This is a genomic window from Streptomyces sp. NPDC107528, from assembly GCF_055639295.1.
Window position 1 is genome coordinate 319,313 of record NZ_JBVKAV010000008.1, and the last position, 24,992, is coordinate 344,304.

At 69.7% G+C, this 24,992-nt stretch carries 26 protein-coding genes, 1 tRNA gene and 2 pseudogenes; 18 read left to right on the forward strand and 11 right to left on the reverse strand.

Features of this window, described 5'->3' with window-relative positions; translation table 11 throughout:
- Window positions 1–320 precede the first annotated feature (320 nt).
- The 4 genes from ACZ7L5_RS26375 to ACZ7L5_RS26390 all read right to left on the reverse strand — a co-directional run bounded on the left by ACZ7L5_RS26375 (window position 321) and on the right by ACZ7L5_RS26390 (window position 2,125).
- Window positions 321–641 carry a hypothetical protein gene (locus ACZ7L5_RS26375; RefSeq protein ID WP_471519298.1) on the reverse strand — a complete coding sequence of 107 codons (321 nt, stop codon included), beginning with the start codon at window positions 639–641 and terminating at the stop codon, window positions 321–323.
- Between the two features lie 61 nt (window positions 642–702).
- Window positions 703–1,023 carry a hypothetical protein gene (locus tag ACZ7L5_RS26380; protein ID WP_362382697.1) on the reverse strand — a complete coding sequence of 107 codons (321 nt, stop codon included), beginning with the start codon at window positions 1,021–1,023 and terminating at the stop codon, window positions 703–705.
- A 61-nt stretch (window positions 1,024–1,084) separates the two neighbouring features.
- Entirely contained in the window at window positions 1,085–1,423 is a 339-nt protein-coding gene (locus ACZ7L5_RS26385; protein ID WP_363042612.1) for a hypothetical protein, read from the reverse strand.
- 432 nt (window positions 1,424–1,855) lie between these two features.
- On the reverse strand, window positions 1,856–2,125 hold the full coding sequence (locus tag ACZ7L5_RS26390; protein ID WP_328881559.1) for a hypothetical protein: 270 nt from the start codon (window positions 2,123–2,125) through the stop codon (window positions 1,856–1,858).
- A 413-nt stretch (window positions 2,126–2,538) separates the two neighbouring features.
- Between ACZ7L5_RS26390 and ACZ7L5_RS26395 the strand changes: the two genes are divergently transcribed.
- The 5 genes from ACZ7L5_RS26395 to ACZ7L5_RS26415 all read left to right on the forward strand — a co-directional run bounded on the left by ACZ7L5_RS26395 (window position 2,539) and on the right by ACZ7L5_RS26415 (window position 6,086).
- On the forward strand, window positions 2,539–3,261 hold the full coding sequence (locus ACZ7L5_RS26395; RefSeq protein ID WP_471519300.1) for a glycoside hydrolase family 16 protein: 723 nt from the start codon (window positions 2,539–2,541) through the stop codon (window positions 3,259–3,261).
- Window positions 3,262–3,407: 146 nt separating this feature from the next.
- Window positions 3,408–3,992 (forward strand): vitamin K epoxide reductase family protein, encoded by a 585-nt coding sequence (locus tag ACZ7L5_RS26400; protein WP_471519496.1) that lies wholly within the window; start codon window positions 3,408–3,410, stop codon window positions 3,990–3,992.
- Window positions 3,993–4,082: 90 nt separating this feature from the next.
- Window positions 4,083–4,580: a tyrosinase family oxidase copper chaperone gene (locus ACZ7L5_RS26405; RefSeq protein WP_467481112.1), complete on the forward strand. Its 498-nt coding sequence runs from the start codon at window positions 4,083–4,085 to the stop codon at window positions 4,578–4,580.
- Window positions 4,564–5,424 carry a tyrosinase family protein gene (locus ACZ7L5_RS26410; RefSeq protein ID WP_471519302.1) on the forward strand — a complete coding sequence of 287 codons (861 nt, stop codon included), beginning with the start codon at window positions 4,564–4,566 and terminating at the stop codon, window positions 5,422–5,424. The genes ACZ7L5_RS26405 and ACZ7L5_RS26410 overlap by 17 nt, the downstream gene beginning before the upstream one ends.
- 59 nt (window positions 5,425–5,483) lie before the next feature.
- Complete coding sequence (locus ACZ7L5_RS26415; RefSeq protein ID WP_471519304.1) at window positions 5,484–6,086, forward strand: DUF2087 domain-containing protein; 603 nt, start codon at window positions 5,484–5,486, stop codon at window positions 6,084–6,086.
- Window positions 6,087–6,095: 9 nt separating this feature from the next.
- Here the strand turns inward: ACZ7L5_RS26415 and ACZ7L5_RS26420 are convergent, their stop codons facing one another.
- Window positions 6,096–7,055 carry a D-2-hydroxyacid dehydrogenase family protein gene (locus ACZ7L5_RS26420; RefSeq protein ID WP_471519306.1) on the reverse strand — a complete coding sequence of 320 codons (960 nt, stop codon included), beginning with the start codon at window positions 7,053–7,055 and terminating at the stop codon, window positions 6,096–6,098.
- A 182-nt stretch (window positions 7,056–7,237) separates the two neighbouring features.
- Between ACZ7L5_RS26420 and ACZ7L5_RS26425 the strand changes: the two genes are divergently transcribed.
- From ACZ7L5_RS26425 to ACZ7L5_RS26445, 5 genes are all read left to right on the forward strand, one after another.
- Window positions 7,238–8,194 carry an NAD-dependent epimerase/dehydratase family protein gene (locus ACZ7L5_RS26425; protein ID WP_471519308.1) on the forward strand — a complete coding sequence of 319 codons (957 nt, stop codon included), beginning with the start codon at window positions 7,238–7,240 and terminating at the stop codon, window positions 8,192–8,194.
- Between the two features lie 25 nt (window positions 8,195–8,219).
- Entirely contained in the window at window positions 8,220–9,191 is a 972-nt protein-coding gene (locus tag ACZ7L5_RS26430) for an SDR family NAD(P)-dependent oxidoreductase (RefSeq protein ID WP_471519310.1), read from the forward strand.
- 64 nt (window positions 9,192–9,255) lie between these two features.
- Window positions 9,256–10,119 (forward strand): enoyl-CoA hydratase/isomerase family protein, encoded by an 864-nt coding sequence (locus ACZ7L5_RS26435; RefSeq protein WP_471519312.1) that lies wholly within the window; start codon window positions 9,256–9,258, stop codon window positions 10,117–10,119.
- A gap of 545 nt (window positions 10,120–10,664) precedes the next feature.
- Window positions 10,665–11,105, forward strand: coding sequence for a VOC family protein (locus ACZ7L5_RS26440; RefSeq protein WP_471519314.1), 441 nt, complete (start codon window positions 10,665–10,667; stop codon window positions 11,103–11,105).
- 28 nt (window positions 11,106–11,133) lie between these two features.
- Window positions 11,134–11,631 carry a pyridoxamine 5'-phosphate oxidase family protein gene (locus ACZ7L5_RS26445; protein WP_363042595.1) on the forward strand — a complete coding sequence of 166 codons (498 nt, stop codon included), beginning with the start codon at window positions 11,134–11,136 and terminating at the stop codon, window positions 11,629–11,631.
- Window positions 11,632–11,831: 200 nt separating this feature from the next.
- Here the strand turns inward: ACZ7L5_RS26445 and ACZ7L5_RS26450 are convergent, their stop codons facing one another.
- Together ACZ7L5_RS26450 and ACZ7L5_RS26455 are read right to left on the reverse strand one after the other, a co-directional pair.
- Window positions 11,832–12,029: a hypothetical protein gene (locus tag ACZ7L5_RS26450; RefSeq protein WP_471519316.1), complete on the reverse strand. Its 198-nt coding sequence runs from the start codon at window positions 12,027–12,029 to the stop codon at window positions 11,832–11,834.
- Between the two features lie 107 nt (window positions 12,030–12,136).
- Window positions 12,137–12,229 (reverse strand): annotated as a pseudogene (locus ACZ7L5_RS26455) (GntR family transcriptional regulator); the annotation flags it as partial.
- 185 nt (window positions 12,230–12,414) lie between these two features.
- Between ACZ7L5_RS26455 and ACZ7L5_RS26460 the strand changes: the two are divergent.
- The 3 genes from ACZ7L5_RS26460 to ACZ7L5_RS26470 are packed head-to-tail and all read left to right on the forward strand — an operon-like array spanning window position 12,415 to window position 15,162.
- Window positions 12,415–14,088, forward strand: a complete 1,674-nt coding sequence (locus ACZ7L5_RS26460) for an alpha/beta hydrolase (protein WP_471519318.1) — start codon at window positions 12,415–12,417, stop codon at window positions 14,086–14,088.
- Window positions 14,089–14,146: 58 nt separating this feature from the next.
- Window positions 14,147–14,617, forward strand: coding sequence for a hypothetical protein (locus tag ACZ7L5_RS26465; RefSeq protein WP_471519320.1), 471 nt, complete (start codon window positions 14,147–14,149; stop codon window positions 14,615–14,617).
- A gap of 20 nt (window positions 14,618–14,637) precedes the next feature.
- Window positions 14,638–15,162, forward strand: coding sequence for a WXG100 family type VII secretion target (locus ACZ7L5_RS26470; protein ID WP_471519322.1), 525 nt, complete (start codon window positions 14,638–14,640; stop codon window positions 15,160–15,162).
- 156 nt (window positions 15,163–15,318) lie between these two features.
- Here the strand turns inward: ACZ7L5_RS26470 and ACZ7L5_RS26475 are convergent, their stop codons facing one another.
- Both ACZ7L5_RS26475 and ACZ7L5_RS26480 read right to left on the reverse strand, forming a co-directional pair.
- The gene (locus tag ACZ7L5_RS26475; RefSeq protein ID WP_471519324.1) at window positions 15,319–15,516 is read right to left on the reverse strand and encodes a hypothetical protein; all 198 of its coding nucleotides are present in this window, start codon (window positions 15,514–15,516) and stop codon (window positions 15,319–15,321) included.
- Between the two features lie 50 nt (window positions 15,517–15,566).
- Window positions 15,567–15,788: pseudogene (locus ACZ7L5_RS26480) on the reverse strand (UTRA domain-containing protein); the annotation flags it as partial.
- Here ACZ7L5_RS26480 and ACZ7L5_RS26485 point away from each other — a divergent pair.
- Window positions 15,759–17,168 carry a tyrosine-type recombinase/integrase gene (locus ACZ7L5_RS26485; RefSeq protein WP_471519326.1) on the forward strand — a complete coding sequence of 470 codons (1,410 nt, stop codon included), beginning with the start codon at window positions 15,759–15,761 and terminating at the stop codon, window positions 17,166–17,168. The pseudogene ACZ7L5_RS26480 and the gene ACZ7L5_RS26485 sit on opposite strands and share 30 nt — an antisense overlap.
- Before the next feature lie 178 nt (window positions 17,169–17,346).
- Here the strand turns inward: ACZ7L5_RS26485 and ACZ7L5_RS26490 are convergent.
- Window positions 17,347–17,419, reverse strand: a tRNA-Arg gene (locus ACZ7L5_RS26490).
- A 324-nt stretch (window positions 17,420–17,743) separates the two neighbouring features.
- Between ACZ7L5_RS26490 and ACZ7L5_RS26495 the strand changes: the two genes are divergently transcribed.
- The 4 genes from ACZ7L5_RS26495 to ACZ7L5_RS26510 all read left to right on the forward strand — a co-directional run bounded on the left by ACZ7L5_RS26495 (window position 17,744) and on the right by ACZ7L5_RS26510 (window position 24,393).
- Complete coding sequence (locus tag ACZ7L5_RS26495) at window positions 17,744–19,351, forward strand: dynamin family protein (protein ID WP_471519328.1); 1,608 nt, start codon at window positions 17,744–17,746, stop codon at window positions 19,349–19,351.
- Between the two features lie 354 nt (window positions 19,352–19,705).
- Entirely contained in the window at window positions 19,706–21,877 is a 2,172-nt protein-coding gene (locus ACZ7L5_RS26500) for a YfjP family GTPase (protein WP_471519497.1), read from the forward strand.
- Window positions 21,878–22,193: 316 nt separating this feature from the next.
- On the forward strand, window positions 22,194–22,712 hold the full coding sequence (locus ACZ7L5_RS26505) for a single-stranded DNA-binding protein (RefSeq protein WP_471519330.1): 519 nt from the start codon (window positions 22,194–22,196) through the stop codon (window positions 22,710–22,712).
- A 262-nt stretch (window positions 22,713–22,974) separates the two neighbouring features.
- Window positions 22,975–24,393, forward strand: a complete 1,419-nt coding sequence (locus tag ACZ7L5_RS26510) for a Cys-Gln thioester bond-forming surface protein (protein ID WP_471519332.1) — start codon at window positions 22,975–22,977, stop codon at window positions 24,391–24,393.
- Window positions 24,394–24,675: 282 nt separating this feature from the next.
- Here the strand turns inward: ACZ7L5_RS26510 and ACZ7L5_RS26515 are convergent, their stop codons facing one another.
- The gene (locus tag ACZ7L5_RS26515) at window positions 24,676–24,960 is read right to left on the reverse strand and encodes a hypothetical protein (protein ID WP_391395417.1); all 285 of its coding nucleotides are present in this window, start codon (window positions 24,958–24,960) and stop codon (window positions 24,676–24,678) included.
- Window positions 24,961–24,992 lie beyond the last annotated feature (32 nt).

The following is a 24,992-nucleotide window of genomic DNA, read 5'->3' on the forward strand; positions in this document are numbered from 1 at the left end:
CCATTCGTTCCTCTACGCCGAAGGGGCCGGCTCCGAACTCGGAGCCGGCCCCTTCGGCTTGGGCCAAATGGAGGATTCAGGGTGACCGGAGGCGGAGCAACTCAGTTGGACCAATTGAATGGGCGCTCTTTCCTCCTCCTTGCTGGCGCTCCTTGACCTTGGGCCCTGTCTGCACGCTGACGCAGACAGGGCCCAAGGTTTTGTACCAGAGGTTTGGATCAGAAGCTTCTTGGATCAGCGGCTTTGGATCAGAAAGGGCGCGGAAACGCCGATGGCGGTCCGCCGGCATACCGGCGGACCGCCATGGGGTGAAGCACGGATCAGAACAGGAGGCCGCCGAGGTGCGCGGAGTAGCGGCCCTGCTCGACCTTGCCGGTGTTGCAGCCGACGTACTTCGAGTTCGGCGCGATGGTCGCGGCGAGGACGGCGCCGTTCGACCACGGGGCGATGCAGCGACCGTCGATCAGGGTGCCGTTGACGATGGCGAGACCCTGCTGCGGGTCGTTGACGACGACCGGGGACGACGAGAAGCCGCTACCGCCCTTGACGGTGGTGGTGTCAGTGTCGGCCGCCGCAGTGCCGCCGGTCGCGAGGACGATGCCCGCGGCGATGGCGGAAATGGCCGTAACCTTGTTACGCATGATTGAGCCTTTCCGGGCTGCGTTTTGAGGATTACCTGCTGCGAATGGTTCGGAGCAGGGGTCAGAACAGCAGGCCGCCGTTGTGGATCTCGTTACGGCCCTGCTTGATGTCGCCGGTGTTGCAGCCGACGTACTTCGAGTTCGGCGCGAGGGTTGCGGCGAGGACGGCTCCGTTGGACCACGGCACGGCGCAGCGAGCGTCGACGAGCGTGCCATTGACGATGAGCACACCCTGCTGAGGCGCATTGACGACGACCGGGGACGACGAGAAGCCGGTGCCGCCCTTGACCGTGGTGGTGTTGCTGTCGGCCGCGGCGGTGCCGCCGGTCGCGAGGGCGATGCCCGCGGCGAGGGCGGAAATGGCCGTAACCTTGTTAAGCATGTGCTGAGCCTTTCCGGGCTGCGCTTGGTGTTTACCTGCTTCGAATCGCTCGGAGCAGGGGTCAGAACAGCAGGCCGCCCTTGTGGACGGAGTTGCGGGCCTGCTCGATCTCGCCGGTGTTGCAGCCGACGTACTTCGAGTTCGGCGCGATCGTGGCGGCGAGGACGGCTCCGTTGGACCACGGCACGGCGCAGCGAAGGTCGACGAGGGTCCCGTTGGAGACGAGAACGCCCTGCTGGGGCTCGTTCACGACGACCGGGGACGACGAGAAACCGCTACCGCCCTTGACGGTGGTGGTGTCGCCGCCGCTGCTCGGGTAGCCGCCGGCAGAGGCAATGCCGGCGCTGCCGACGACGGTGCTGAGGGCGAGGGCCGTGATGACCGCGAACTTCTTGGGCACTTGGTTCCTTCCTGAATTCACGGTTGCGCACGCTTACGAAAAGGAAACCCGTATATGCACGCATAAGTCACGGTGGGAACATTCAAACGCGGCTAGATTCCATCGGATGGCGCAATGCCGAGTGTCCGCAGGGAGTCGAGCGGTAATCCGCGCGGTCTTCCATGAAATGCCTTGGGTCGTTTGCTGAATGGTGCCGTTCGGAACGGGCGCAGACATGCGTCCGGCCCACCGACAGGGTGCGGGCCGGTGGGCCGGGACAGTGGTTCGCGGGTGCCAGGGGGCTTGCGGCCCGCCATGTGCGGAGGTGGCGCTGCGGTCCGGATCCAGCGTCCGGCCTACGTAAGGCCTCCGGCTGTCGAGAACCGGATCAGAGTCTCAGAAATCCGGGGCCGGCTTTCGCCGGTACGGCCGACTCGTACGGTTGCCGGGTCGTCACTTTTTGGGGAGCAGGGTGCCGAGACCGGACGCGGTCGGGGCCTGCAGCGGGCGGACCTGGACGGTGCCGCTGCCGGCCGGGTTCTTCACGGGAATCGTGGGCCGCTTGGCGGCATCCGGGTCCATACCGTCCAGGTATACGCCGGACATGCCCCCCGAGTTCTTCTTGTCGAACGCGCTGCCCTTGGCGATCCCGCCGTCGCGGGCCAGTCGCGCCACGGTGTCGGCCGCGGGCACCACCGCCGGCGTCACCTTGGTCGGGGACATGAGACCGAGCGGCCCGGCAGGGCTTCCCGATCCTCCGGCGGCCACCGCCGCGGCGGCCGAGCCACCCACAAGACCCGCACCGATGGCCAAAGCCGCAGTGGTGAAAACTGCCTTCTTCATCATTCACCTCGCTTGAAAGTACCTCTGATCCGACGGTTGGAGAACATAGCAGTCCAACAGCGCTGCAAAAGCGACGCGTTACTCCATACGCATGAAAGTCGGCGGAGTGGAGAATGGAATGCGCAACGGGATTCGGATCGATTGGCATCTGGTCGGCGAATCAATTCATCGTATGGTGGTGCCGGGCGGGTTGGGCCGCTTGCGCGATCAAAAAGATGAATTTCGGAATTGACGGACGGAACTCTCGTCGAGCCGGTCCGGTTCGGGCCGTCCCGCGGCCTACCCTCGCCGCCATGACCACCGACAGCGACGTTTCCACGCCGGCCGCGGCCCTTGGCAGGTCGCTCATCTGGGCGGAGGAATTCACCGCACCGATCGCCTGGGGCGCCAGATGGACCGGCGACAGATCGAGCGCCTACCGCTACTGCGATCACAACCCCGACGACAACAAGCTCGACTGGCTCACCCCCAGCGCCGTGACCGTCTCAGGCGGCGTGGCCACCTTCACCGCCACTCCGGCCGGCCGCACCCTGGAGAACGGCCGGCAGGCCTGGCACACCGGCCTGCTCACCACCGAGTACTCCGCCGAGGAGTTCCGGGTCCGGGCCGGGGACTACATGGAGACCCGCGTCAGACTGCCCTGCGGGACCGGAGCCTGGCCGGCGCTGTGGACCTGGAAGGACGGCGAGAACGAGGTCGACTGCTTCGAGTACCACTCGGACAACCCGCACCTGCTGGAGCTGTCCAACCACGTCAACCACGCCTCGACGTACCACACCGACGTCGACGCGATCGGCCCCGACAGGTGGGTGACCATCGGCACCGCCCTCGGCGCGACTTGCGTCGAGTGGTACGTCAACGGCCACCGCGTCTTCTCCGACGGCACCGGCGTCGGCCCCGGCTGGTCGGCGTATCCGATCCTCAACCTGTCGCTGTGCGCCGGGCAGTACCACGCGGCCCCCCGCGACCCGGCTCCGATCACCTTCGACGTCGACTACCTCCGCGTCTACCGCTGACCACATCCGGAAGCGGTCCGCGTCCCTCGTTCGGGCGGACGGCCCCCCGAGCCGTCGGCCGGTCGGGTGAGCGGACGCCGGAACGCTCCGCGGGCCGTCGATAAGGTCGCGCGGTGGCCCCTGACCCAAGCGCCTTTGCGCGGCCGATGCGCCGGACCGCCGGCGGCAGCCGGGCGTTCGCCCTGCTGCTGGTGCTCTGCGGGGCGGCCGGGCTGCTGGCCTCCTGGGTCATCACCCTCGACAAGTTCAAGCTGCTGGAGGACCCGGACTTCGTCCCCGGCTGCAGCCTGAACCCCGTCCTCTCCTGCGGCAGCGTGATGGAGAGCGACCAGGCCGAGGCCTTCGGGTTCCCCAACCCGATGCTGGGCCTGGCGGCCTACGCCGTCGTGACCTGCGTCGGCGTCAGTTTGCTGGCCGGGGCGGCCTTCCCGCGTTGGTACTGGCTGACCTTCGCGGCCGGCTGTCTCTTCGGGGTCGGGTTCGTGTCCTGGCTGCAGTTCGAGTCCCTGTACCGGATCAACGCCCTGTGCCTGTGGTGCTGCCTGGCCTGGCTCGCGACGATCCCGCTGTTCTGGTACGTCACGTCCTTCACCGTGCGCAACGGCTTCCTGCCCGCGCCGGGCCCGGTGAAGACGTTCCTCGCCGAGTTCACCTGGGTGCTCCCGGTGCTGCACATCGGCATCGTCGGAATGCTGATCCTGACCCGCTGGTGGGACTTCTGGACGAGCTGACCATTGCACCGTATGGGCGCTTCGGCGGTGACCGCGGGGCTACCTGCTCGGTTACTCGTACGAACAGCCGAACCGTACGAGGAGTGAGCGATGGCCGTCAGCGCAGACGGGGTCTCGGTGGGTGCGGTACAGGGGGCGGGCACCGCGGTGAGCAGCGGGCCGGAGCGGCGGACACGGCGGGAGTTGGGGCGGCTGCTGTTCGCCTCCGCCGCCGTGGCGCTCGCCCCGGTCGTCACCGCGTCCCGGCCCTCCCGGTCGGCGGAGCGACCTCCGGACACCGACACCGCGTTCGACGAGACCTACCGCGGCCGCCGTATCAAGGGCGCCGCCATGTCCCTCGGCGGCCTCACCGCCCTGGACGTCGCCTGGCACGTCACCGTGGACGGCCGGCCGCTGCACCTGATGCGCCGTGCCGACGGCACCTGGCTGAGCATGGTCGACCACTACGGCTGGTACCGCACTCCGCTGGAGGCGACCCGCGCGGCCGTCGACGAACTCGGGTCCGGCGGGCGACTGCGTGACCTGGCTCCCGGGCCGTTCGGTGGTGGGCACCCGCACGGGGAGGCGCAGCATGGCGTACGTGCGTAAGAACGTGACCAAGCTGACGCGCACCGAGCGGCGGCGGTTCGTCGAGGCGCTGCTGGAGATCAAACGGCGCGGCGAGTACGACGAGTTCGTACGGCTGCACATCGCGCACTTCGTCGGGGACGGCCACCGAGGGCTGCGCGCCGCCCACATGGCGCCCTCCTTCCTGCCCTGGCACCGCAGGTTCGTGCTGGACCTGGAGAACGCGCTGCGGCGGGTCGACTCCTCGGTGACCGTGCCGTACTGGGACTGGACCCGGGACCGGAAGACCACCTCGCTGCCGTGGACCGACGAACTGCTCGGCGGCAACGGGCGGACCGGCGACCGGCAGGTGATGACCGGGCCGTTCGCCTACCGGACCGGCAACTGGACCATCCGGGCGAGCGTCACCGACGGCGACTTCCTCACCCGGGACCTGGGCCGCTCCCGCAACCCGATGGCCCTGCCCACCAAGGCCGACCTGAAGCAGGCCCTCGACGACCCGGTCTACGACGCCGCCCCGTGGGACTCGACGGTCACCAAGGGCTTCCGCAACAAGCTGGAGGGGTGGGGCACCGGCAGGGACTCCTGGCGCAACCACAACCGGGTGCACCGCTGGGTCGGGGGCGCCATGCTCGGCGGCGCGTCCGTCAACGACCCCGTCTTCTGGCTGCACCACGCCTTCGTGGACATGCAGTGGCAGCGCTGGCAGCGGCGCCACCGCAAACACCGTTATCTGCCGGCGAAGCCGCCCGGCCGGGACAGCGTGCAGTACCGCCGGATCGTCGCCCGGGACGAACGGCTGCCGCCCTGGGACGTGACCCCGGACGAGCTGGAGGACGTGTCCAGGATCTACCGGTACGCCTGACACCCCGGCCCGCCGGAAAATCGCTCGGCCCCGCGGTCCATGGCCGTTAGCCTCCGGACATGGCAACCGATCCGACGGAACAAACGGAACAACTGGTCCGGCTGTTCGCCGAAGAGACCCGGGTGCGTGCCTTCGCCGCCGTGGCGCTGGGGGCGCGGAGCGCCGAGCAGGTCGCCCTGGCGGCGGGGCTGTCCGCGAAGGAGACGGCCGTGTCGCTGCGGCGGCTGCGGGAGCAGGGCGTGGTGACGGCCGGGGACGACGGGGAACTGGCCGTGGCGTACGGCCTGTTCAAGGAGCAGGTGCGCGCGGCGGCGCGGCGGGAGGACGGCAACGGGGCAGACCCGGGCCCCGCCTCCGGTGACGGGCCCACTGACATGGTCCTGCGGACCTTCGTCCGGGACGGGCGGCTGGTCCGGCTCCCGGCGCGGTGGACCCGCAAGAAGCTGGTGCTGCGGCACATCGCCGAGCAGACCTTCGAACCGGGCGTGGAGTACCCGGAGCGGACCGTCAACGAGAAGCTGCGCGCCTGGTGCGAGGACAGCGACGACATCGACCATGTGACGCTCCGGCGCTACCTGGTCGACCTGCATCACCTGCGCCGGAGCGAGGGCATCTACCGGCGCCCGGCCGAGGCCGGGCGGGCGGCGGCCGACATCGCCTGACCGCGGCCGTCAGGGCAGCCGTCGCACCGGTGAACCCGCCAGGTACGCCTGGATGTCCTCGACCGCGTGGCCGTAGTACGTGGCGTAGTTGGCCTGCGAGACATAGCCCAGGTGGGGTGTGGCGAGCAGGCGCGGCGCGGTGCGCATCGGGTGGCCGGCGGGGAGGGGCTCGGTGTCGAAGACGTCGACGCCGGCGCCTGCGATGCGGCCCTCGTGCAGGGCGTCGAGCAGGGCGTCCTGGTCGACGATCGCCGCGCGTGAGGTATTGATCAGATACGCCGTCGGCTTGAGCAGGGCGATCTCGGCGGTGCCGACGAGGCCGCGGGTGCGGTCGCTCAGCGCGAGGTGGACGGAGAAGAAGTCACTGTCGGCGAGCAGGGCCTCCTTGGAGGGGGCCAGGTGGACGCCGACCTCGTCCGCGTACTCCTTGGTGAGGTTCTGGCTCCACGCGCTGACGTGCATCCCGAAGGCGAGACCGACCTGGGCCACCCGGCTGCCGATCTTCCCCAGGCCGAGCACGCCGAGCCGGCGACCGTGCAGGTCGGCGCCGACGGTCTGCTGCCAGGGGCCGCCCGAGCGCAGGGCGTTGCTCTCCTGGACGAGGCCGCGGGCGAGGCCCAGCAGCAGGGCCCAGGTGAGCTCGACGGGCGGCGTGGAGGAGCTCGCCGTACCGCAGACGGTGACGCCGTGCGCCTCGGCGGCGGCGTAGTCGATGACCGTGTTGCGCATCCCGGAGGCGATCAGCAGCTTCAGCCGCGGGAGCCGGGCGAGCAGGGAGCCGGGGAAGGGGACGCGTTCGCGCAGGGTGACCACGATGTCGAAGTCGGCGAGGGCCTCGGCCAGGGCGTCCTCGCCGGGGAAGTGGGTCGTGAACTGGACGACCTCCACGTCGTCCGCGAGCGGCGACCAGTCGGCGACTTCGGTCGCGACGTTCTGGAAGTCGTCGAGCACAGCACAGCGCAGCCGCACGGTGGTTCCTCTCCATGGCCGGGGCACCGACTGGATCGACTCTACGACGCGTGGCGCGAGGGCGGATTGACCAGCAGCGGGTCCGTCACCGACCGTTGATCACGCGTGCGACCCGTCGTCCGCCGTCCGCCGTCCGCCGTCCGTCGTTCGTTCGTCCGTAGTCCGTCAAGGAGGGGCCCACCTTGTCACCACGCATCCTCGTCACCGGAGGCAGCGGCTTCATCGGCAGTCATGTGGTCACCGCCCTCCGGGAGGCGCAGCGCGACACGCCGGACCCGGTGCGGCTCCTGCTGCGCGATCCGGCGAGCCTGCCAACGGACGGCGGCGGCGCGGACGGTGGCCGCGCGGCGGACGTCGTCCGGGCCGACCTGGCCGATGCGCCGTCGTTGCGTGGAGTCTGCGACGGCGTCGACGTCGTACTGCACTGTGCCTCCCACATAGGCGACGACGGACCGCTCACCGAGGCCGTCAACGACCACGGCACCCGCGCCCTTGTCGAGGAGGCGACGCGCGCCGGTGTGTCCCGCGTCGTCTACGTCAGTACGGCCGCCGTGTACGGCCGGGGGCCCTTCACCGGTGCTCTCCCGGGCGAGTTGCCGCTCGCACCGGCCTCGCCGACCAGCCGTGCCCGTGCCGCCGCCGAACGGTACGTGCTGGACGCGGGCGGCGTCGTACTGCGCCCGCACCTCGTGCTCGGCGCCGGCGACCGATGGGTGGTGCCCGGCCTGGTCGGCCTGATGGGGCTGCTGTCGGCGGGGCTGAAGGGCGGCGCCGCCCGGCACTCGGTCGTCGACGTACGGGCGTTGGGACGCGCGGTGGTCGCCGCCGGTCTGTCGGACCGGGACCTGGCCGGCGTCCATCACGTCAACCACCCGGATCCCGTTGCCTGTTCGGACCTGCTGGACACGGTGGCCGACCGCCTCGCCCCGCACCTGAGGGGCGTACCCGTGGACATCGACGAGGCGCGGGCCCGCCTCGCCGGGCAGCCGCGCGCACTGCACCACCTCGACATGCTCGCCGTGGACCACTGGTTCGCGGACGACGGTTTCTGGACGGCCGCAGGGGTGGGACCCGGGGCGGGTTTCGCGCAGGCCATGGCGGAACAGGCGTCCTGGTACCGGCGGTTCCTGGATCGCTGAGGCTCAGGGCAGGGGCAGGGACTTCGTGGACAGCAACAGCACATTGACGGGCAAGATCGCACTGGTCACCGGGGCCGGCCGGGGCATCGGCAGAGCCATCGCCGGACGCCTCGCCCAGGACGGGGCGCTGGTCGGTGTCCACTACGGCCGCAGCGAGGCCGCCGCCCTGGAACTCGTCGAGGAGATACGGCAGAACGGCGGGCGTGCCTTCGCGCTCGGGGCCGAGTTGGGGGTGCCGGGTGACGCCGGGGCCGTCTTCGAGGCGTTCGACGCGGGGTTGCGGAAGGAGCGGGAGGAGTACGGGGGGTACGTCGCGGGGGAGGGGGGCGAGCGGGGGGAGTACGAGCGGTACGGCGCGGGGGAGAAGGGCGCGCGGAAGGGGGGCGCGCGGGAGGAGGGCGAGCGGGAGAAGGGCGAGCGGAAAGAGGGAGAGCGGAAAGAGGGAGAGCGGGAGGAGGGCGAGCGGGAGGAGGGCGAAACGGCGCCGGCCGACGAAGGCTCGCTCGACATCCTGGTGAACAACGCGGGCACGAGCGGTTCGGGCCCCGTGAGCCGGGCCACTCCCGAGATCTTCGACCGCATGATCGCCGTCAACGCCAAGGCGCCGTTCTTCCTCGTGCAGAGCGCGCTGCCGCGGATGCGGGACGGCGGGCGCATCATCAACATCTCCTCGCTCGCCTCACGGCGCGCCTTCCCCGAGTCCCTCGCGTACGCCATGTCCAAGGGCGCGCTGGACACGATGACCCTGGGTCTGGCCAAGGAGCTGGGTGGCCGCGGGATCACCGTCAACACGGTCGGGCCCGGGTTCATCGAGACGGACATGAACGCCCGCCGCAGGACGACGCCCGAGGCACGGGCCGCCCTGGCCGCACGGTCCGTCTTCGACCGGATCGGCAGACCTGCCGACGTGGCGGACGTGGTGGGGTTCCTCGCCTCCGACGCAGCTCGCTGGATCACCGGCCAGTACCTCGACGTCGGCGGCGGCACGGACCTCTGACCAGCACTGACCGCAATAGCCCGATATGTTGTGATGCTCAGGGCAAGCTCAGGGCAAGCTCAGGATGGGTGAGGACGGGAAGATCGGGATGACCGCGTCGTACGAAACCATCATCACCAGGCTGGACGGCAACGTCCTGTCCGCCACGTTCCACGCCCCGCCGCTGAACCTCATCGGCCCCGAGGTCGTGCGGGACCTGGTCGCGCTGCTGGACGAACTGTCGGCCCCGACCGCCCCCCGCGTGGTGATCTTCGACAGCGCGGACGCCGACTTCTTCTTCCCGCACGTCGACCTGACGAAAGTCGCCGAGTACACCGCCGAGGCCGCGAAGGCCGGAGGCCCCGGCGACGCCTCCCTGGGAATGCTGTTCCGCAAGCTGAGCCGGCTCCCGGCCGTCACCATCGCCAAGCTGCGCGGCCGGGCCCGGGGAGCGGGCAGTGAGTTCCTCCTCGCCTGCGACATGCGCTTCGCCGCGCGGGAGAACGCCATCCTCAGCCAGCCCGAAGTGGGAATCGGCACACCCCCGGGCGCGGGCGGGATCCAGCACCTCACCCGTTTGCTGGGCCGGGGCCGAGCACTCGAAGCCGTACTGACCTCATCGGACTTCGACGCCGACCTCGCCGAGCGCTACGGATGGGTCAACCGTGCCGTCCCCGACGCCGAACTCGACGAGCTCGTGGCAGGCATCGCCGCGCGGATCGGCGGCTTTCCCCGCGACGCCCTGATCGCGGCCAAGTCGGCCATCAACGCCATCAGCCTGCCCACGCCCGCCGAAGTGCGCGCAGACGCCGCACTGTTCCAGCAACTCGTCCGCGGCGAGAAGGCGACACAGCGTACGGCCGAGCTCTTCCAGCAGGGCCTCCAGTCCCGGGGCGCCACGGAGCTCGCGCTCGGAGCGGCGTTGGGCAAATTGCCGGCCGTCGACTGAGGCCGTCGCGGACAGTCGAGCGGGGGGCCCACGCCGGCACGCTCGTGAACGCCGGTGCGTGCACGGCGGCACGGCTCGTCGGAGAGAACCAGCAGGGCGTGCCGGAACAGGGGGCCGGCCTCCAGGTCGGCAACGGTGGCGAGATCCCGGCTCGATGACGAGGGCAACGGAGTCGAATGGACGGCGCGCGCCGGGAAGGACCCCTCGACCCGGCCCGAGCCCCGCGAATACCGCCGAATGTCGGCGCACCCCTCCTGACCTGCTGCGCCACCGACGCCGAGCGCGCTGGATCGGCTGAGCAAGCCTGCTCTGATGTCTGCCTCGCACAGCACAGCTACCACGGTGTGGGCCTCCTTCGTGGAACCGTTCTCAGCGTGCCGGCGGTGGGCTGGTGCATCCGGATGAACTTCACCCGAGGCTCGATCCAGATTTTTTCGGAGTTCCACCGCCTGGGGATGTCGAGAACGTGCGACCGGCTCCGTCCCAGGGACAGCAGCGGCCAACGCCGGCCGCACGAGGAAGAAGAGGAAGAAGGAGAAACAAGCATGGCGATTCAGCGGATGGACAACGTCGGCATCGTCGTCGAGGACATGGATGCCGCCATCGCGTTCTTCGTGGAACTCGGTATGGAGCTGGAGGGCAGGATGGAGGTCGAGGGCCTCGTCGCCGACCAGAGCACCGGACTCGACGGCGTCCGCTGTGACATCGCGATGGTCCGGACCCCGGACGGCCACAGCCGGCTCGAGCTGTCGAAGTACCACAGCCCCGCGGTGATCAGCGACGGGCCGCGCAACCGGCCGCACAACGTGCTGGGCACGCACCGGGTCATGTTCGCCGTCGACGACCTCAAGGACACCGTTGCCCGCCTGCGCCCTCACGGCGCCGAACTCGTCGGCGAGATCGCCCGGTTCGAGGACAGCTATCTGCTCTGCTACCTCCGCGGCCCGGAGGGCATCATCGTCGGACTCGCTGAGCAGCTGCGCTGAGTGTTTGCTGAGAAGGAGGAACCGAACCATGCAACCGAACGAGATCACCGAGGTTCTGAACCGCCCGACCAGCCAGGAGCTGCTGGCCCGTGACGTGACCCGCCTGGCCTACGTCGCCAAGGACGGAACCCCGCGCAACGTACCGATCGCCTTCACCTGGAACGGGTCGCACATCGTCATGTGTACGGCGAAGAACGCGCCCAAACTCCCGTCGCTGCGGGCGAACCCGATGGTCGCGCTCACGATCGACACCGAGGTCCACCCGCCGAAGATCCTGCTGATCCGCGGCCGGGCAGAGCTGGACGTCGTCGACGGCATTCCCGAGGAGTACCTGCAGGCCAACGGCAGCTACCAGATGTCGGCGGAGCAGCGGGTCGAATGGGAGGCCGAGGTGCGCTCGCTGTACGACGGCATGGTCCGGATCGTGGTGACCCCGACCTGGGCCAAGCTGATCGATTTCGAGACGACGCTGCCGACCGCGGTCGAAGAGCTGGCCCGGCGGCGGGCCGAGCGCCAGGGCGCCTGAATCCCGTCTTGAACAGCAAAAACGCCCTCCCGAAGGAGGGCGGAGACTGGGCGCCCCCGGCAGGACTCGAACCTGCGGCCAAGGCTTAGAAGGCGCTTGGTGCGATCGCCGGGGGTCGGTAATTGACCTGGGCAGATCCGCCTTCCGCTCACAGCTCGCCACCTGCCGTCGACACACATTCGACACGGCTCGGAGCCGGTTCACGGCCGCCGATAGGTCGAAGGGTCGACACCCGCTTCTGGCGTCCTGCTGATGGACACGTAGGCGGGGTGCTCGGGGTCTCCAACCTGTATGAGGGCGTAGAGGTCAAGGTCGTGGTTCGCGAATCTGTGGAGGTACTGGAGGAACAGCTCCAACTCCGCATCCGAAAGCCGCTCGTCGTGCCTCTCGTTGCGCATGCGGTCACGATACGAGCGGAGGAGCTACGACCTGATGCAGGGCTTTCCTGCTAGCGGTTGATGGGATGAGCGGCTTCCTGGATACCCAGAAGCGATGCCGGGTCGGCGGCGACGCCGAGCCGCGCTGTGATGTCTGCCGGAGCCGGCACCTTGGCGTCGGCCCGGCTCTCCCAACCCCCTTGCCTGCCTACGGCTTTCATTGCAGTGGCAGGGCCTTGCCACTCGATACGAGGTGATCCAGAAGCAACGGCCTAGGGCGAGAAGACGTCGGCTAGGCTGAGCGCCTCGAACTCATGAATGAGTAGCAACGGGGGTTGCCATATGCCTAGTTGGGTTGGCTTACCATGCTCTGCGGGGCTCTCGGGCCGGCCGAGCGGGAGCCGACGTGGCTTCTGACTTCTCCCGGCTGATGAAGCAGGACTTCTCCGACCTGGAAGCCGCGGTCAAGTCCTGGCGCGGGCTCTCGACGACCATGGACTCGCTCACCGACCGCCACCGCCGACAGGTCACCGGGCCGCTGCACCAGTCCTGGAAGGGCGATGACGCCGACGCGGCCCTCTTCTACTTGGAGGACGTCGAGACGCGCATCGGTGTGGTCGAGACGGAGGCCATGGCCATCGCCGAGGTCCTGAACACCACAAGGTTCTGGATGGAGCAGTCCCAGACCGACCTCCGTAACGCGGTGCGGCGTGCGGAGCAGGACGGTTTCGACGTCGACAACGACGGGTGGGTCAGCGATCCGACGACCTCGGGCCTTCCACGCCAGGACCCCGACGCACAGCAGATCATCGCGGACCGCAGCTCCCTGCTCGGGGGGCACCGCGCCGCCATCGACGAGGCCCTGGCTGCCGCGCACAAGGCCAGTAACGACGGCGCGAGGGCCCTCGCCGAGCTGAACGGCGACATTCTCACCGATCCGCTCAGCCGCGACGCGGCGGCGGAATCCGCCCGGGACGTCAAGAACGCGATGAAAGCTGTGGGTGTGCAGGCCCCGCAGATCCCCTCGGACGACCCGAAGGCTGCCGCCGACTGGTGGAAGGCCCTCAGCCCCGAGGAGCGTCAGACCTACACCACGCTCTATCCGAGGCAGATCGGAGCGACCGACGGTCTGCCGTCGGACGTGCGCGACGACGCCAATCGCACGGGCCTCGCCCAGGAAATGAATCTGATCCAGGAGGGCAACTGGGACGAAGGGTTCCCGGGGGACACCGATGAAACCGTCAACAGGCGCCTGAGCAACCTCCAGGTGCTGAACGACCGGCTCGAAGCCGCGGATGCCGCGCCCAAGGGCAAGGAGCTGTACCTCCTCGGCTACGACTCCAAGGACGACGGACGGGCCATCATCGCCATGGGCAACCCGGACACGGCCGCGCACACCGGCATCCTGGTGCCAGGCACCAACACGAACATGGACGCCGTACCCGGTCAGCTCGAGCGCATCGACAGGCTTCAGTCGGCGGCGGAGAGCCGGTCCAACGGCGAGAGCGTGGCGATGATCACCTGGCTCGGCTACGACGCCCCCGAGGCGTCCGCGACCGACTTCACCAGTGTCGGTGGAACCGGGCGAGCCGAGGACGCCGCTCCTGACCTGCGGCAGTTCGTGGCGGGCTCGCATGCCGCGCATGACGGATCGCCGAGTCACACCACCGTTATCGGACACAGCTACGGCTCCACAGTCGTGGGTGCTGCCGCAGCCGGAGGCTCCGGCCTGGGCGCGGACGACGTGGTCGCAGTCGGTAGTCCTGGGATGACAGTGGACGAGGCCGAGGATCTGCAGATGGATCCCGAGCACGTGTGGGTCGGTACAGCGGAGGACGACGCTGTCGCCAACAACACCTCCGACTACACCCTCGGCCGTGACCCGACGCTTGGAGGCTTCGGTGGCAACAACTTCGAGGTCGACACCCACGGCCATAGCGGCTATTGGGACAGCGGGCCGTACGGACCCAGCGAGTCCCTCGACAACCAGGGAGCGATCATTGCAGGCAGGCAGCCCACAGAGGTTCCGAAGCAGGGCTCGGAGATGCCACCGGACGCCTATGTCGTCCCTGGTCTGTAGGCCCTTCCTCCGGACGCTGCTCGCTGTCTCCGCAGTTCTGCTTTCAACTGGAGGTTGTGTGTCCCAGAGTGACGACGCGAACACCCCGCTGCCGCGGATGGAAAAGGACGCCGCGCTGAAGTGGGCCCAGGACTACACCGAGTACATGGCCAGGATCACCGAGGTCGAGCTCACCCCCTCGACGGCCAAGGTGCACTTCGAGGCCTGCATCGGGGCGAACGACGAGGTGGCCGAGGACGGCCGGTACAGCCTCTTCTACTACGTCAACTCCCCGGCGCCCGTCACGGAGCACACGCGCGTAGTAAATACGCTCCGTCAGAAGCTCTCCAAGCAGGGGTACGAGGTCACGGGATACCGGGAGTTCAAGGACGCCTATGAGTCGGCGGTGTTCAGGGCCGACAACAAGGAGAACTCCTATCGCGTGACGGCCGAGACCGTCGGCTCCGGCAAGACGAAGCCCCAAGCGCTCTCTTTCTCCGTACGCACTCCCTGCATGCTCCCACCCGGAGCAAAGCAGCAGCAGTTCTGACCGATTGAGAGGAACTGGACGTGTCTCAGAGCACCAACGTCGACCCGGCCGAACTGCGTGCGTCCGCCGGCGCCTGCGACGGTGTATCCCAAACCATGAAGGGACCGGCCGACAGGGCCATCAGGGAATCGAGGACCGCGGGCAACTCGCTCACTGGCTGGTCGATCGGCGCCGCTTTGACAGAGATCGCCACCAGCTGGAAACCGGCTCTCGACGGTCTGCACTCCCGCCTCCAGGCCGGCAGGGACAACCTCAGGTCGTCGGCGGACGGCCACGAATGGAACGACCAGCGGACGTCCCAGGACTTCGAGAAGACCGGCACCGCGACACAGGCCACCTCCGGTGAAATGCCCGCGGTTCTGCGCCCGGGTACGGGCGAGCGCCATGCGCTCGGGCATCCGGGCAGCGCCCCGGGCGTCCAACCAGTGGGCCGGGGGTCCGGCGCGGGACCACTGGACCCGCGGACCTCGTACGGCACCACTATGCCGACGTACGACGAGACCATCAGTACTCGCCCCACTCCCGGCACGAACGACTTCGGCTGACTCGACACTCCTGCCTCACCGTCACAGACCCGCCGCAATCGGCAGTCGCGTCTGTATGAGCGACTATCAGGAACTAGCGTCTGGCAGGGCTTCTTTTCGGAACGTGGTTTCAGAGCCACTGCCGTCACCACACATTCGACACGGCTCGGAGCCGGTTCACGGCCGCCGGTAGGCCGAGGGGTCGACGCCCGCTTCTGGCGTCCTGCTGATGGACACGCAGGCGGGGTGCTCGGGGTCTCCAACCTGTATGAGGGCGTAGAGGTCAAGGTCGTGGTTCGCGAATCTGTGGAGGTACTGGAGGAACAGCTCCAACTCCGCATCTGAAAGCTGCTCGTCGTGCCGCTCGTTGCGCATGCGGTCACGAAACGAGCGGAGGAGCTACGACCTGACGCGGGGCCGTCCTGCTAGCGACTGATGGGGATCTCGTAGACGATCTCGCAGTGAGCGGCGGGCACCACGATGTCCGCCGTCTCCACGGGCCGCCCCTGGTCGCTGTAGTACGTCCGCCGGACGTGCGTCACGAGTGCGGCCTTCTGGATGCCAAGGAGTGACGCCTCATCGGCGGTCGCCTCCCTCGGCTCCGGTTGCTCCACGGCGTGGCTGACGGTGACACCGATCGCGGCCACGACGTCAAGGTCTACAAGATCCTCACCTACAAGGGCGCCCGGAAGACGACGTACACCGTGCGCTGGGTGGTCGCGGGGAAGGGCTGGCGTGAGCCCTTCGACACCGTCGCGCTCGCAGAGGGTTTCCGCTCCGAACTCATCCGGGCCACGGGCAAGGGCGAGGCGTTCGTCGTGGCCACTGGGCTTCCGGTGTCCCACCGTTCCAAGTCGGCTGCCATGAGCTGGTACAAGTTCGCCGTCGAGTATGTGGATGCCCGTTGGCCTCAGCTGGGCGGCAACAGCCGTAAGAACATCGCCAAGACCCTGACTGCGACGACCGTCGCCTTACTGCGAGCCAAGCCCACCCAGTTCGCGCCTGCCGCCGTGCGCACCGCTCTACGTGAGTGGGCGTTCAACACGAACCGACGCCCCGACGCGCCCCGAGACGTCGTCGCCATCCTCCGATGGGTCGAGCGGAACGCCCTGCCCGTCTCGGCCTGGGAGGACCCGGAGAAGGTCGACCAGGTCCTGCGCGCCATCGACACGCGCCTCGACGGCAAGCAAGCGGCGGCCTGGTCCCGCAAGCGCAACCGCCGGATCCTCAACGTCGCCATGAAGCACGCGATCCGGCGGCGCATTCTGCGGGCCAATCCCCTTCCCAAGGGCAAGGAGTCGACGGCCGCCGTAAAGACCACGCACGCCGTGGACAAGCGGTCTCTGCTGAATCCCGAGCAGGCGGCCGCCATCCTCGACTGGATACGGCGCCGGCCGCGCGGCGGCGAGCGACTTCACGCCTTCTTCGCCACGCTGTACTACTGCGGCCCCCGGCCCGAGGAAGCCGTAGCCATGCGGGTGGAGGACGTGTCCCTGCCCGAGCCCGACGCTGACGACCAGTGGTGCGAGCTGCTGATCCACACCGCGACCCCCGAGGTCGGGAAGCAGTGGACCGATACGGGGGAGATCCACGAGCAACGGGACCTGAAGGGCCGTGCGGAGGGCGAGACACGGACTGTGCCAGGGCATCCTGCCCTGACACGCATCCTTCGGCAGCACATCGAGGACGAAAAGCTCAAGCCGGGGGACCTGCTGTTCCAAGGCGAGTCGGGCGGCGTCCTCGCTGGCTCCGTCATCCGTAGGGCGTGGCGCAGCGCACGTAAGGCCGTACTGCCCCCGCACGTCTTCGAGTCGCCCACCGGACGGCGCGTCTACGACAACCGGAACACGCGCCTGACGAAGTGGCTGAACGACGGGATCCCGCCCGCCCAGGTGGCCGACTGGGCCGGGAACAGCGTGGCTGTGCTCCTGGCGACCTACGCCCGATGCATCGAGGGCCAGCTGCCGGACCTGAAGAGGCGGCTCGAAGCTGCCGGAGATCTCCCCGAGCGGCCGTCCATCGGCTGACGCCGAGGCCCAGAACTTCGACACGTATTCGACACGACCACCCGCGAAAACCCGGTGACAGCCGGACAGCCCCGGAGTCTTCCCTTGATCATAAAGAGGGCGCCCGGGGCTTCGTCGTGACAGCTGACATGTGCTCTGAACAGCAAAAACGCCCTCCCGAAGGAGGGCGGAGACTGGGCGCCCCCGGCAGGACTCGAACCTGCGGCCAAGCGCTTAGAAGGCGCCTGCTCTATCCACTGAGCTACGGGGGCCGGTTGTGGTGGCCTCGGTCGTGGTGCGCCCGGGTGTGGGCTGATTCCGTGACGTTGCCGGGGACAAGGATAGGGCTCCCGCGTCCGTGTCCCTGTTGCTTCGCCTCCGTGGCTCGATGTGGAGGTTCGGTGAAGCGGTCCTGATAATCGCAGGCAGGTACGAATCGTGCACCGCTTTTGGCCTCTCGCGCCCCGGGTGTTGTGCACTCGTTATGCCTGGACTGTGCCTGTGTCCCAGTCGTCCCTTCCATCCCTTGTGTCCCGTCGGCGCGCAGACATGCTCATATGCTTCAGAATTCCCCTAAAATTGGGCATTCTTCGCATGTGGTGACCTTGGACGTACGGCCTCAGCTGCTCGACGCACTTTCCGCCCTGCGCGACCGTGTCGCGGCCGCACGCTTCCCGCTGCCCCTGGCGGGGGCGCCACGCGCGCGTGCCAACCGCGACGAACTGCTCGCACAGCTCGACGACTATTTGGTGCCCCGCTTGAGAGAGCCCGAAGCGCCGTTGCTTGCCGTGGTGGGCGGATCGACCGGGGCCGGCAAGTCGACGCTCGTCAACTCGATCGTGGGCCGGCGCGTGACCGAAGCGGGAGTGCTGCGGCCGACCACGCGAAATCCCGTGCTGGTCTGTCATCCGGACGACCATCACTGGTTCAGCGGGGTGAGGGTGCTGCCCGACCTCACGCGCGTGTGGATGCCCGATCAGGATCCGGCGGAGGAGCTGATGGCGCCGGGCGACGATGCCGCGCGCGTGCTGCGGCTCGAGACCGCCGACACGCTGCCGCCCGGGCTCGCCCTGCTCGACGCGCCCGACATCGACTCCCTGATCGCGGACAACCGAGCCCTCGCGGCTCAGCTGATCTGCGCGGCCGACATCTGGGTGATGGTCACGACGGCCGCCCGGTACGCCGACGCCGTCCCCTGGCATCTGCTGCGCACAGCCAAGGAGTACGACGCCACCCTGGTGACCGTTCTGGACAGGGTTCCGCATCAGGTCGTCTCCGAGGTGTCCCGGCAGTACGGCGCGCTCCTCACCAAGGCCGGCCTCGGTCACATCCCCCGCTTCACCGTGCCCGAGCTGCCCGAGTCGGCCTGGGGCGGCGGGCTGCTGCCGGCGACGGCGGTGGCACCGCTGCGCACCTGGCTCAGCCAGCAGGCCCAGGACCCGGGGGCACGGGAACACGCCATCATCCGGACGGCCAACGGTCTGCTCGACTCGCTCAAGGTCCGCATGCCCGAGCTGGCGAACGCCGCCGCCGCCCAGTACGCGGCAGCGCTACGGCTCACCGGCGCCGTGGACAGTGCGTACGACAGCGAGTACGCGCGCGTACGGAGCCGGCTACAGGCCGGTGCCGTGCTCGCCGGTGACGCGCTGAAGCGCTGGCGTGCCTTCCCGCTCGACTGCTCCGCCAGCGAGCTGCTGGAGTCGCTGGTGGAGAGCCTGAGCACGCTCCTGCTGTGCGCCGTCACCGCCGCCGACGAGCGCGTCGACGACGCCTGGCGGCGCGAACCGGCCGCCGCGGCCCCCGAACTGACGGGCCGCGACCCACGGCCGGCGAGCGTAGAACACCGCATCGGTATGGCCGTACGGCGCTGGCGCCGGGAACTCGAGGAGTACGCGGAGGACGAGGTGAGCGTCCTCGACCGCAGCGTCGCCCCCGATTCCGAGGTCGTCACCGCCCTCGTCGCCACCGCCCTGCTGGGCGGACGCCGGGCGCGTTCGGCGGGGGAGGGGCTCGCCGAACGGATCGGCGCGCACGGCGCGCTGCGGCTGCGCGACCGGGCCGGGCGGCTGCTCACCGAGCACCTGGACCGGGTCATGCACAACGAACGCGAGCGACGGCTCGCCCCGCTCGACGCCCTGGAGGTTCATCCGGAACCCCAGGCCGAACTCATCGCCGCGCTGTCCGTACTGCAGAAGGAGAGGTGACCGGTGACTGCCGTCACTGACCAGGACCACACGGAACACGCCGATCAGCAGAAGGACGGCGCCACGGGGCCCGCCGTGCGCGAGAACAGCACCCCGGCGAACGTCCCTCTGGAGGGCGTTTCCGGGAACCGCCTGCCCGCGGAGGGCGATCAGGCGGCGGGAGCGCCCGCAGAGGGCGAGGGTCCCGCAGCCGTCGAGGAGCCGGAGAACCGAAGCATGCTCTGGAGGAAGCTCGCTAAGTGGGACGGCCGGGCGGACGACGGCCACGCGCGCGTGGAGGACCTGACGGACAGTGACACGCCCGCGCGCGAGGGGGCCCTCGACTCCGGCGGCCGTGAGGATGGTGAGGCACAGATGCGGGTGAGTGTCCCCGAGCCCGGGGGGCGTAAGGACGTTGACGCGCACGCGCGTGGGGGCGCGGCCGATCGCGGCGGCCGCAAGGAGAGCGGCCCGCCCGCGTGTGAGGACGCCCCGGACTCCGGCGCCCGTGAGGGCGGTGTCGCGCCCGCGCGTGAGGGGAGCCGTGACGCGGGGGGCCGCAGGGACGGTGACACGCCGGCGCGTGGCGCTGCCTCCGACCCGGGCGGCCGTAAGAGCGGCGGCACGTCCCGACGTACGGATTCCTCGGCGCGTACGGATTCCTCGGCACGTACGGAGCCCCCGTCGTCCCGCACGGAGCCCCCGTCCCGCACGAAGCCCCCGTCCCGTAAGGACTCTCCCGCGCGTACGGATCCCGCTCCTCGTGCCGATTCCGCCTCTCGGGTGGACTCCTCCGCGCGGTCGGACGCCGCCCGCACCGACCCCTCCTCCGGTACGGACTCCGCGACTCCCTGGGACGACGGGCTGATCGCAAGGCGGGTGAATGAGAACGCCGCTCCGGAACAACCCGTCGCTGTGGAACCCCGCGCCTCCGGGGCGCAGGTCGTGACGCCGCTCGCGTACGACGGGGCATTGCGGTCCCGGCTCGACGCGCTGCGCGAACTGGTCGGGCTCTCGCGCACCCGGCTCGACAACAAGACGCTCTCCGAGGCGGGCCGGGTGCTCGACGAGGCGGCGGCACGGCGCAGGCTCTCCGGGCAGCACACCGTCGTCGCCATCGCGGGCGCCACGGGCAGCGGCAAGTCGCAGCTGTTCAACGCGCTCGCCGGGGTGACCATCTCGGAGACGGGCGTACGGCGCCCGACGACCGCCTCACCCCTCGCCTGCAGCTGGAGCGACGGCGCGGTCGGCCTCATCGAGCGGCTCGGCATCCCACCGCGGCTGCGGCGGCGTCCCGCGCAGAACGCGGCTGCGGACGGGCAGTTGCGCGGGCTAGTCCTGGTCGATCTGCCCGACCACGACTCGGCCGCCGTGCAGCACCGTGAGCAGGTCGACCGCGTCCTGGGGCTCGTCGACGCCGTCATCTGGGTGGTCGACCCCGAGAAGTACGCCGACGCGGTCCTGCACGAGCGCTATCTGCGGCCCATGGCGGGACACGCCGAGATCATGTTCGTCGTCCTCAACCAGGTCGACCGGCTGCCCGGAGAGGCCACCGACCAGGTCCTCGACGACCTGCGACGGCTGCTCGACGAGGACGGCATCGCGCTGGGCGAGCACGGCGAACCGGGCGCCATCGTGCTTGCGCTGTCCGCTCTCACCGGCGAGGGCGTCGGCGAACTGCGTGAGGCGCTGGGCCAGTTCGTGGCGGAACGCGGGTCGGCCGCGCGCCGGATCTCGGCCGACGTGGACGCCGCAGGGTGGCGGCTGCGGCCCGTGTACGCCGCGCGGCGGCGGACCGGGCTCAGCGAGGAGGCGCGCGACGAGTTCTCCGCGCGCCTCGCGGACGCGATCGGCGCCACCGCCGCGGGCGAGGCCGCCGAACGGGCATGGCTGCGCAACGCCAACCGCGCGTGCGGGACGCCTTGGCTGCGGCTGTGGCGCTGGTACCAGGACCGGGGCGAGCCCACGACGGGACGTCTGTCCGTGCGGACGCAGACGGACGAGGAGGCCACCGCGCGGCAGCGCGTCGAACAGGCGGTGCGTACGGTCGCCGACCGGGCGTCGGCCGGGCTGCCCACACCGTGGGCGCAGGCGGTGCGCGAGTCGGCCGTACGAGGCGCTCAGGGGCTGCCGGAGGCGCTGGACGAGCTGGCCGCGCGTGCGGGACTGCCGCCCGGGCGGCCGCCGCGGCCGGGCTGGTGGCCGGCGGCCGTCCTGGTGCAGGCGTCCATGACGATCCTTCAGGTCATCGGCGGGCTCTGGCTGGTGGGACAGATCGTCGGGGTGATGGCGCCCAACCTGGGCGTACCGGTGCTGCTGATGACGGCCGGAATCGTCGGCGGCCCGTTCGTCGAGTGGGGCTGCCGGATGGCGGCCCGGGGGCCGGCACGGCGGTACGGCCTGGAGGCGGAACGGCGGTTGCGGGAGGCGGCGGCCGGGTGCGGGCGGGCCCGGGTACTGGATCCGGTGGCCTCGGAGCTGCTGCGGTACCGGGAGGTCCGGGAGCAGTACGGGCGCGTGATGGGGGTGGGGTCCGCCGGGAGGTGACCTGAGCAGCGACGGCTGTGGAGGGGGCCAGGGTGACCCTCGGGCGGCCGCGAGCCCCATGAGCCCCACGAGTCCCATGAGCCCCATGAGAACCGCGGACCCGGTCGGCACCGGGGCTGGTGGGTGCGGCGATCACCCGTTCGGGTGGCGGAGTTGTCCACAGGCACGCGGTGATCCACAGGGCTCAGCGGGCTCGGCCCGACGGAGGCAGTCTGGCTTCGCGGCGATCGCGAAGGACGGTCGGACGCAGCCGTACGGGACGGGCCCGTACGCGTGTCCGCCCGGCGGGAGAGGCCGGGCGAGGGGAGGGATCGAGATGAACGAGACGATCATCTGCGCAGTGGGCAACGTGGCGACACAGCCGGTGTACCGGGAGCTGACGACGGGACCGTCCGCGCGCTTCCGGCTGGCGGTGACCTCGCGCTACCTGGACCGCGGGAAGAACGAGTGGACCGACGGGCACACCAACTTCTTCACGGTGTGGGCCAATCGCCAGCTCGCCACGAACGCCGCCGGATCGCTGAACGTGGGCGATCCCGTCGTGGTGCAGGGCCGGCTGAAGGTGCGCTCGGACGTACGCGAGGGGCAGAGCTGGACCTCGGCCGACATCGACGCGACGGCGATCGGCCACGACCTTGCGCGCGGCACGTCGGCCTTCCGGCGCGCCCTCAGGCCGGAGGCGGGAGCCAGGGTCTCGGCTGCCGGCTCCGCATCTGTATCTGGATCCGCATCCGCGCTGTCCGAACCCGAGCCCGAGTGGGAGACACCACCCGCCGACGTGGACTCCCAACAGGCCGACTCTCAACAGGCCCAGGAGGCAGTGGCGGTGACGTGACGTCAGTCACTTGCAGAGGCTGACCGAAGTGCGGCTTATCGGCGAATGCGTTCCGAACGACCCCGGTGGATTTGTCGATAAGCCCTGCTCGCAGGGGATCTTGGCGATAACGATTCCGAGTCGGATCGGGCCGCCGACGGGATCACAGGGAAGCGTGGTGCGCGGCGTACCTAGGATGCCGGACATAGCTCTCGGGGCTTGAAGCTTCTGCTGGTGGGACCGTGCCCCCCACGTCAACGGGTCCTGCTCGAAGGGGAATTCTGTGTTTGCTGCGTTCTCTGCGCTGTCGGTGCGCGGGCGCGGGGCGGCTCGACTGGCCGTCTCGACCCTGGTGTCCGGGCTGGTCGCCGCCTCGGTGGTTGCCGGTGCCGGCACAGCCGCGGCCGACGGGGCAGCCTGGAGCCAGGGCGGGGCGACCGCGACCATAGGTGGCCTCAAGACCTACGGCGGCGCTGTCGTCCACGCCGACTCCGGTGACCAGGAGATCTCGGCCGGCCTGTTCGAGATGTCCGTCGACGGCGGCGGCATGCTGCAGACGTACTGCGTCGACATCCACAACCCCACGCAGCGCGACGCCAGATATCACGAGACGCCCTGGAGCGGCACCTCGCTGGGCGCCAACAAGGACGCGGGCAGGATCCGCTGGATCCTGCAGAACTCCTACCCGCAGGTGAACGATCTCGCCGCCCTCGCGGGCAAGGCGGGCGTCAAGGGCGGCCTCACCGAGCAGGACGCGGCGGCCGGCACGCAGGTGGCCATCTGGCGCTACTCGGACGGTGCGGACGTCGACGCCGTCGACCCGCAGGCCGAGCAGCTCGCGGACTACCTGGAGAGGAGCGCGCGGGGTGTGGGGGAGCCCCGGTCGTCCCTGCGGCTCGACCCGCCCGCGGTCTCCGGCCACCCCGGTGAGCGGCTCGGTCCGGTGACGGTGCACACCGACGCGGACGGCGTGACGCTGACGCCCCCGGCGGACGCCGCCACCAGCGGGGTGCGGATCGTGGACAAGGACGGCAAGGCCGTCACATCCGCGGCCGACGGCGGTCAGGTGTTCTTCGAGGTCCCCGAGAACGCGGCGGCCGGCCAGGCCGAGCTGACCGTGCAGGCCTCGACCACCGTGCCGGTGGGACGTGCCTTCGCCGCCGAGAGCCGCAGCCAGACGCAGATCCTGGCCGGCTCCAGCGAGTCGACCGTCTCGGCGACGGCGAGCGCGAGCTGGGCGAAGACCGGAGCGATACCGGCGCTCTCCGCCACGGAGAACTGCGACAAGGGCGGCGTCGACATCACCGCCGCCAACGAGGGCGCCGAGGCGTTCACCTTTGAGCTGCTCGGGGTCGAGCACAGCATTCCGGCCGGCGAGTCACGGACGGTGACGGTCCCGCTCCAGGAGGACCAGGCGTACGACTTCACCATCCAGGGGCCGGGCGGCTTCGAGAAGCGGTTCACCGGAGTGCTCGACTGCATGACGCAGATGGGTGAGGCCGAGGCGGCGGGCGCGCTGACCCAGACCCTCGCCGAGCCGAGCCCCGCCACGGTCGGCACGGCGACCGACGACACCAACCTCGCCGCGACCGGCGGCTCCGCGATGACTCCCCTGATCACGGGCATCGCCATCGGCCTGGTCGTGATCGGTGGCGCGGCGCTGATCGTCGTACGGAAGAAGCAGCTGCCGACGCAGGACTGAGGCAGGCGGCCGGCCGGCCGGCGCCTGGTTGCCGCCCCGCCCGGACACCTCGACACACCACCAGATCACAGAACACCAGATCAGGGGCTTGATCCACTTCGCTGGATCAAGCCCCTGACTGTTTCACGGGGTGCCTGGGGGTGCGCTGCCGTCGGCGGAACAACCCATGGGCCGTCTGTCACGGCCCGTACTCCACCGGTAGGTCTCGCCATGGGGCACCGATTCGCACCCGCCGGCATCCCTGCGTGAGACGTGGCGAGAAGACCTCGTCTCGGACTCGGTCTACCAGGCGCTGTTGTCGCAGCCCATGGTCGAGCCGATGTGGGTGGCCTGCGCGCCCGTGTCGCCCTCGCCGTTGAGCGCGTTGCCCAGCGCGCCGTTGAGAATGCCGACCTGGCCGAGGACGTCGACGTTCAGGTCGTGCGACTTGCAGTTCGAGCTCTGCAGGACGCTGACCTTGTCCCCGCCCTTGCCGCCGTGGCCGTCGGCGGTGGCGGTGCCGGCGCCCAGGAGTCCGACGGTGCCGATGGCGACGGCCACGACGGCAGCCTTGCGAAGGTTGTGCATGTCTTCTCCGATGGAGTGAGGTGGTGGGTGCG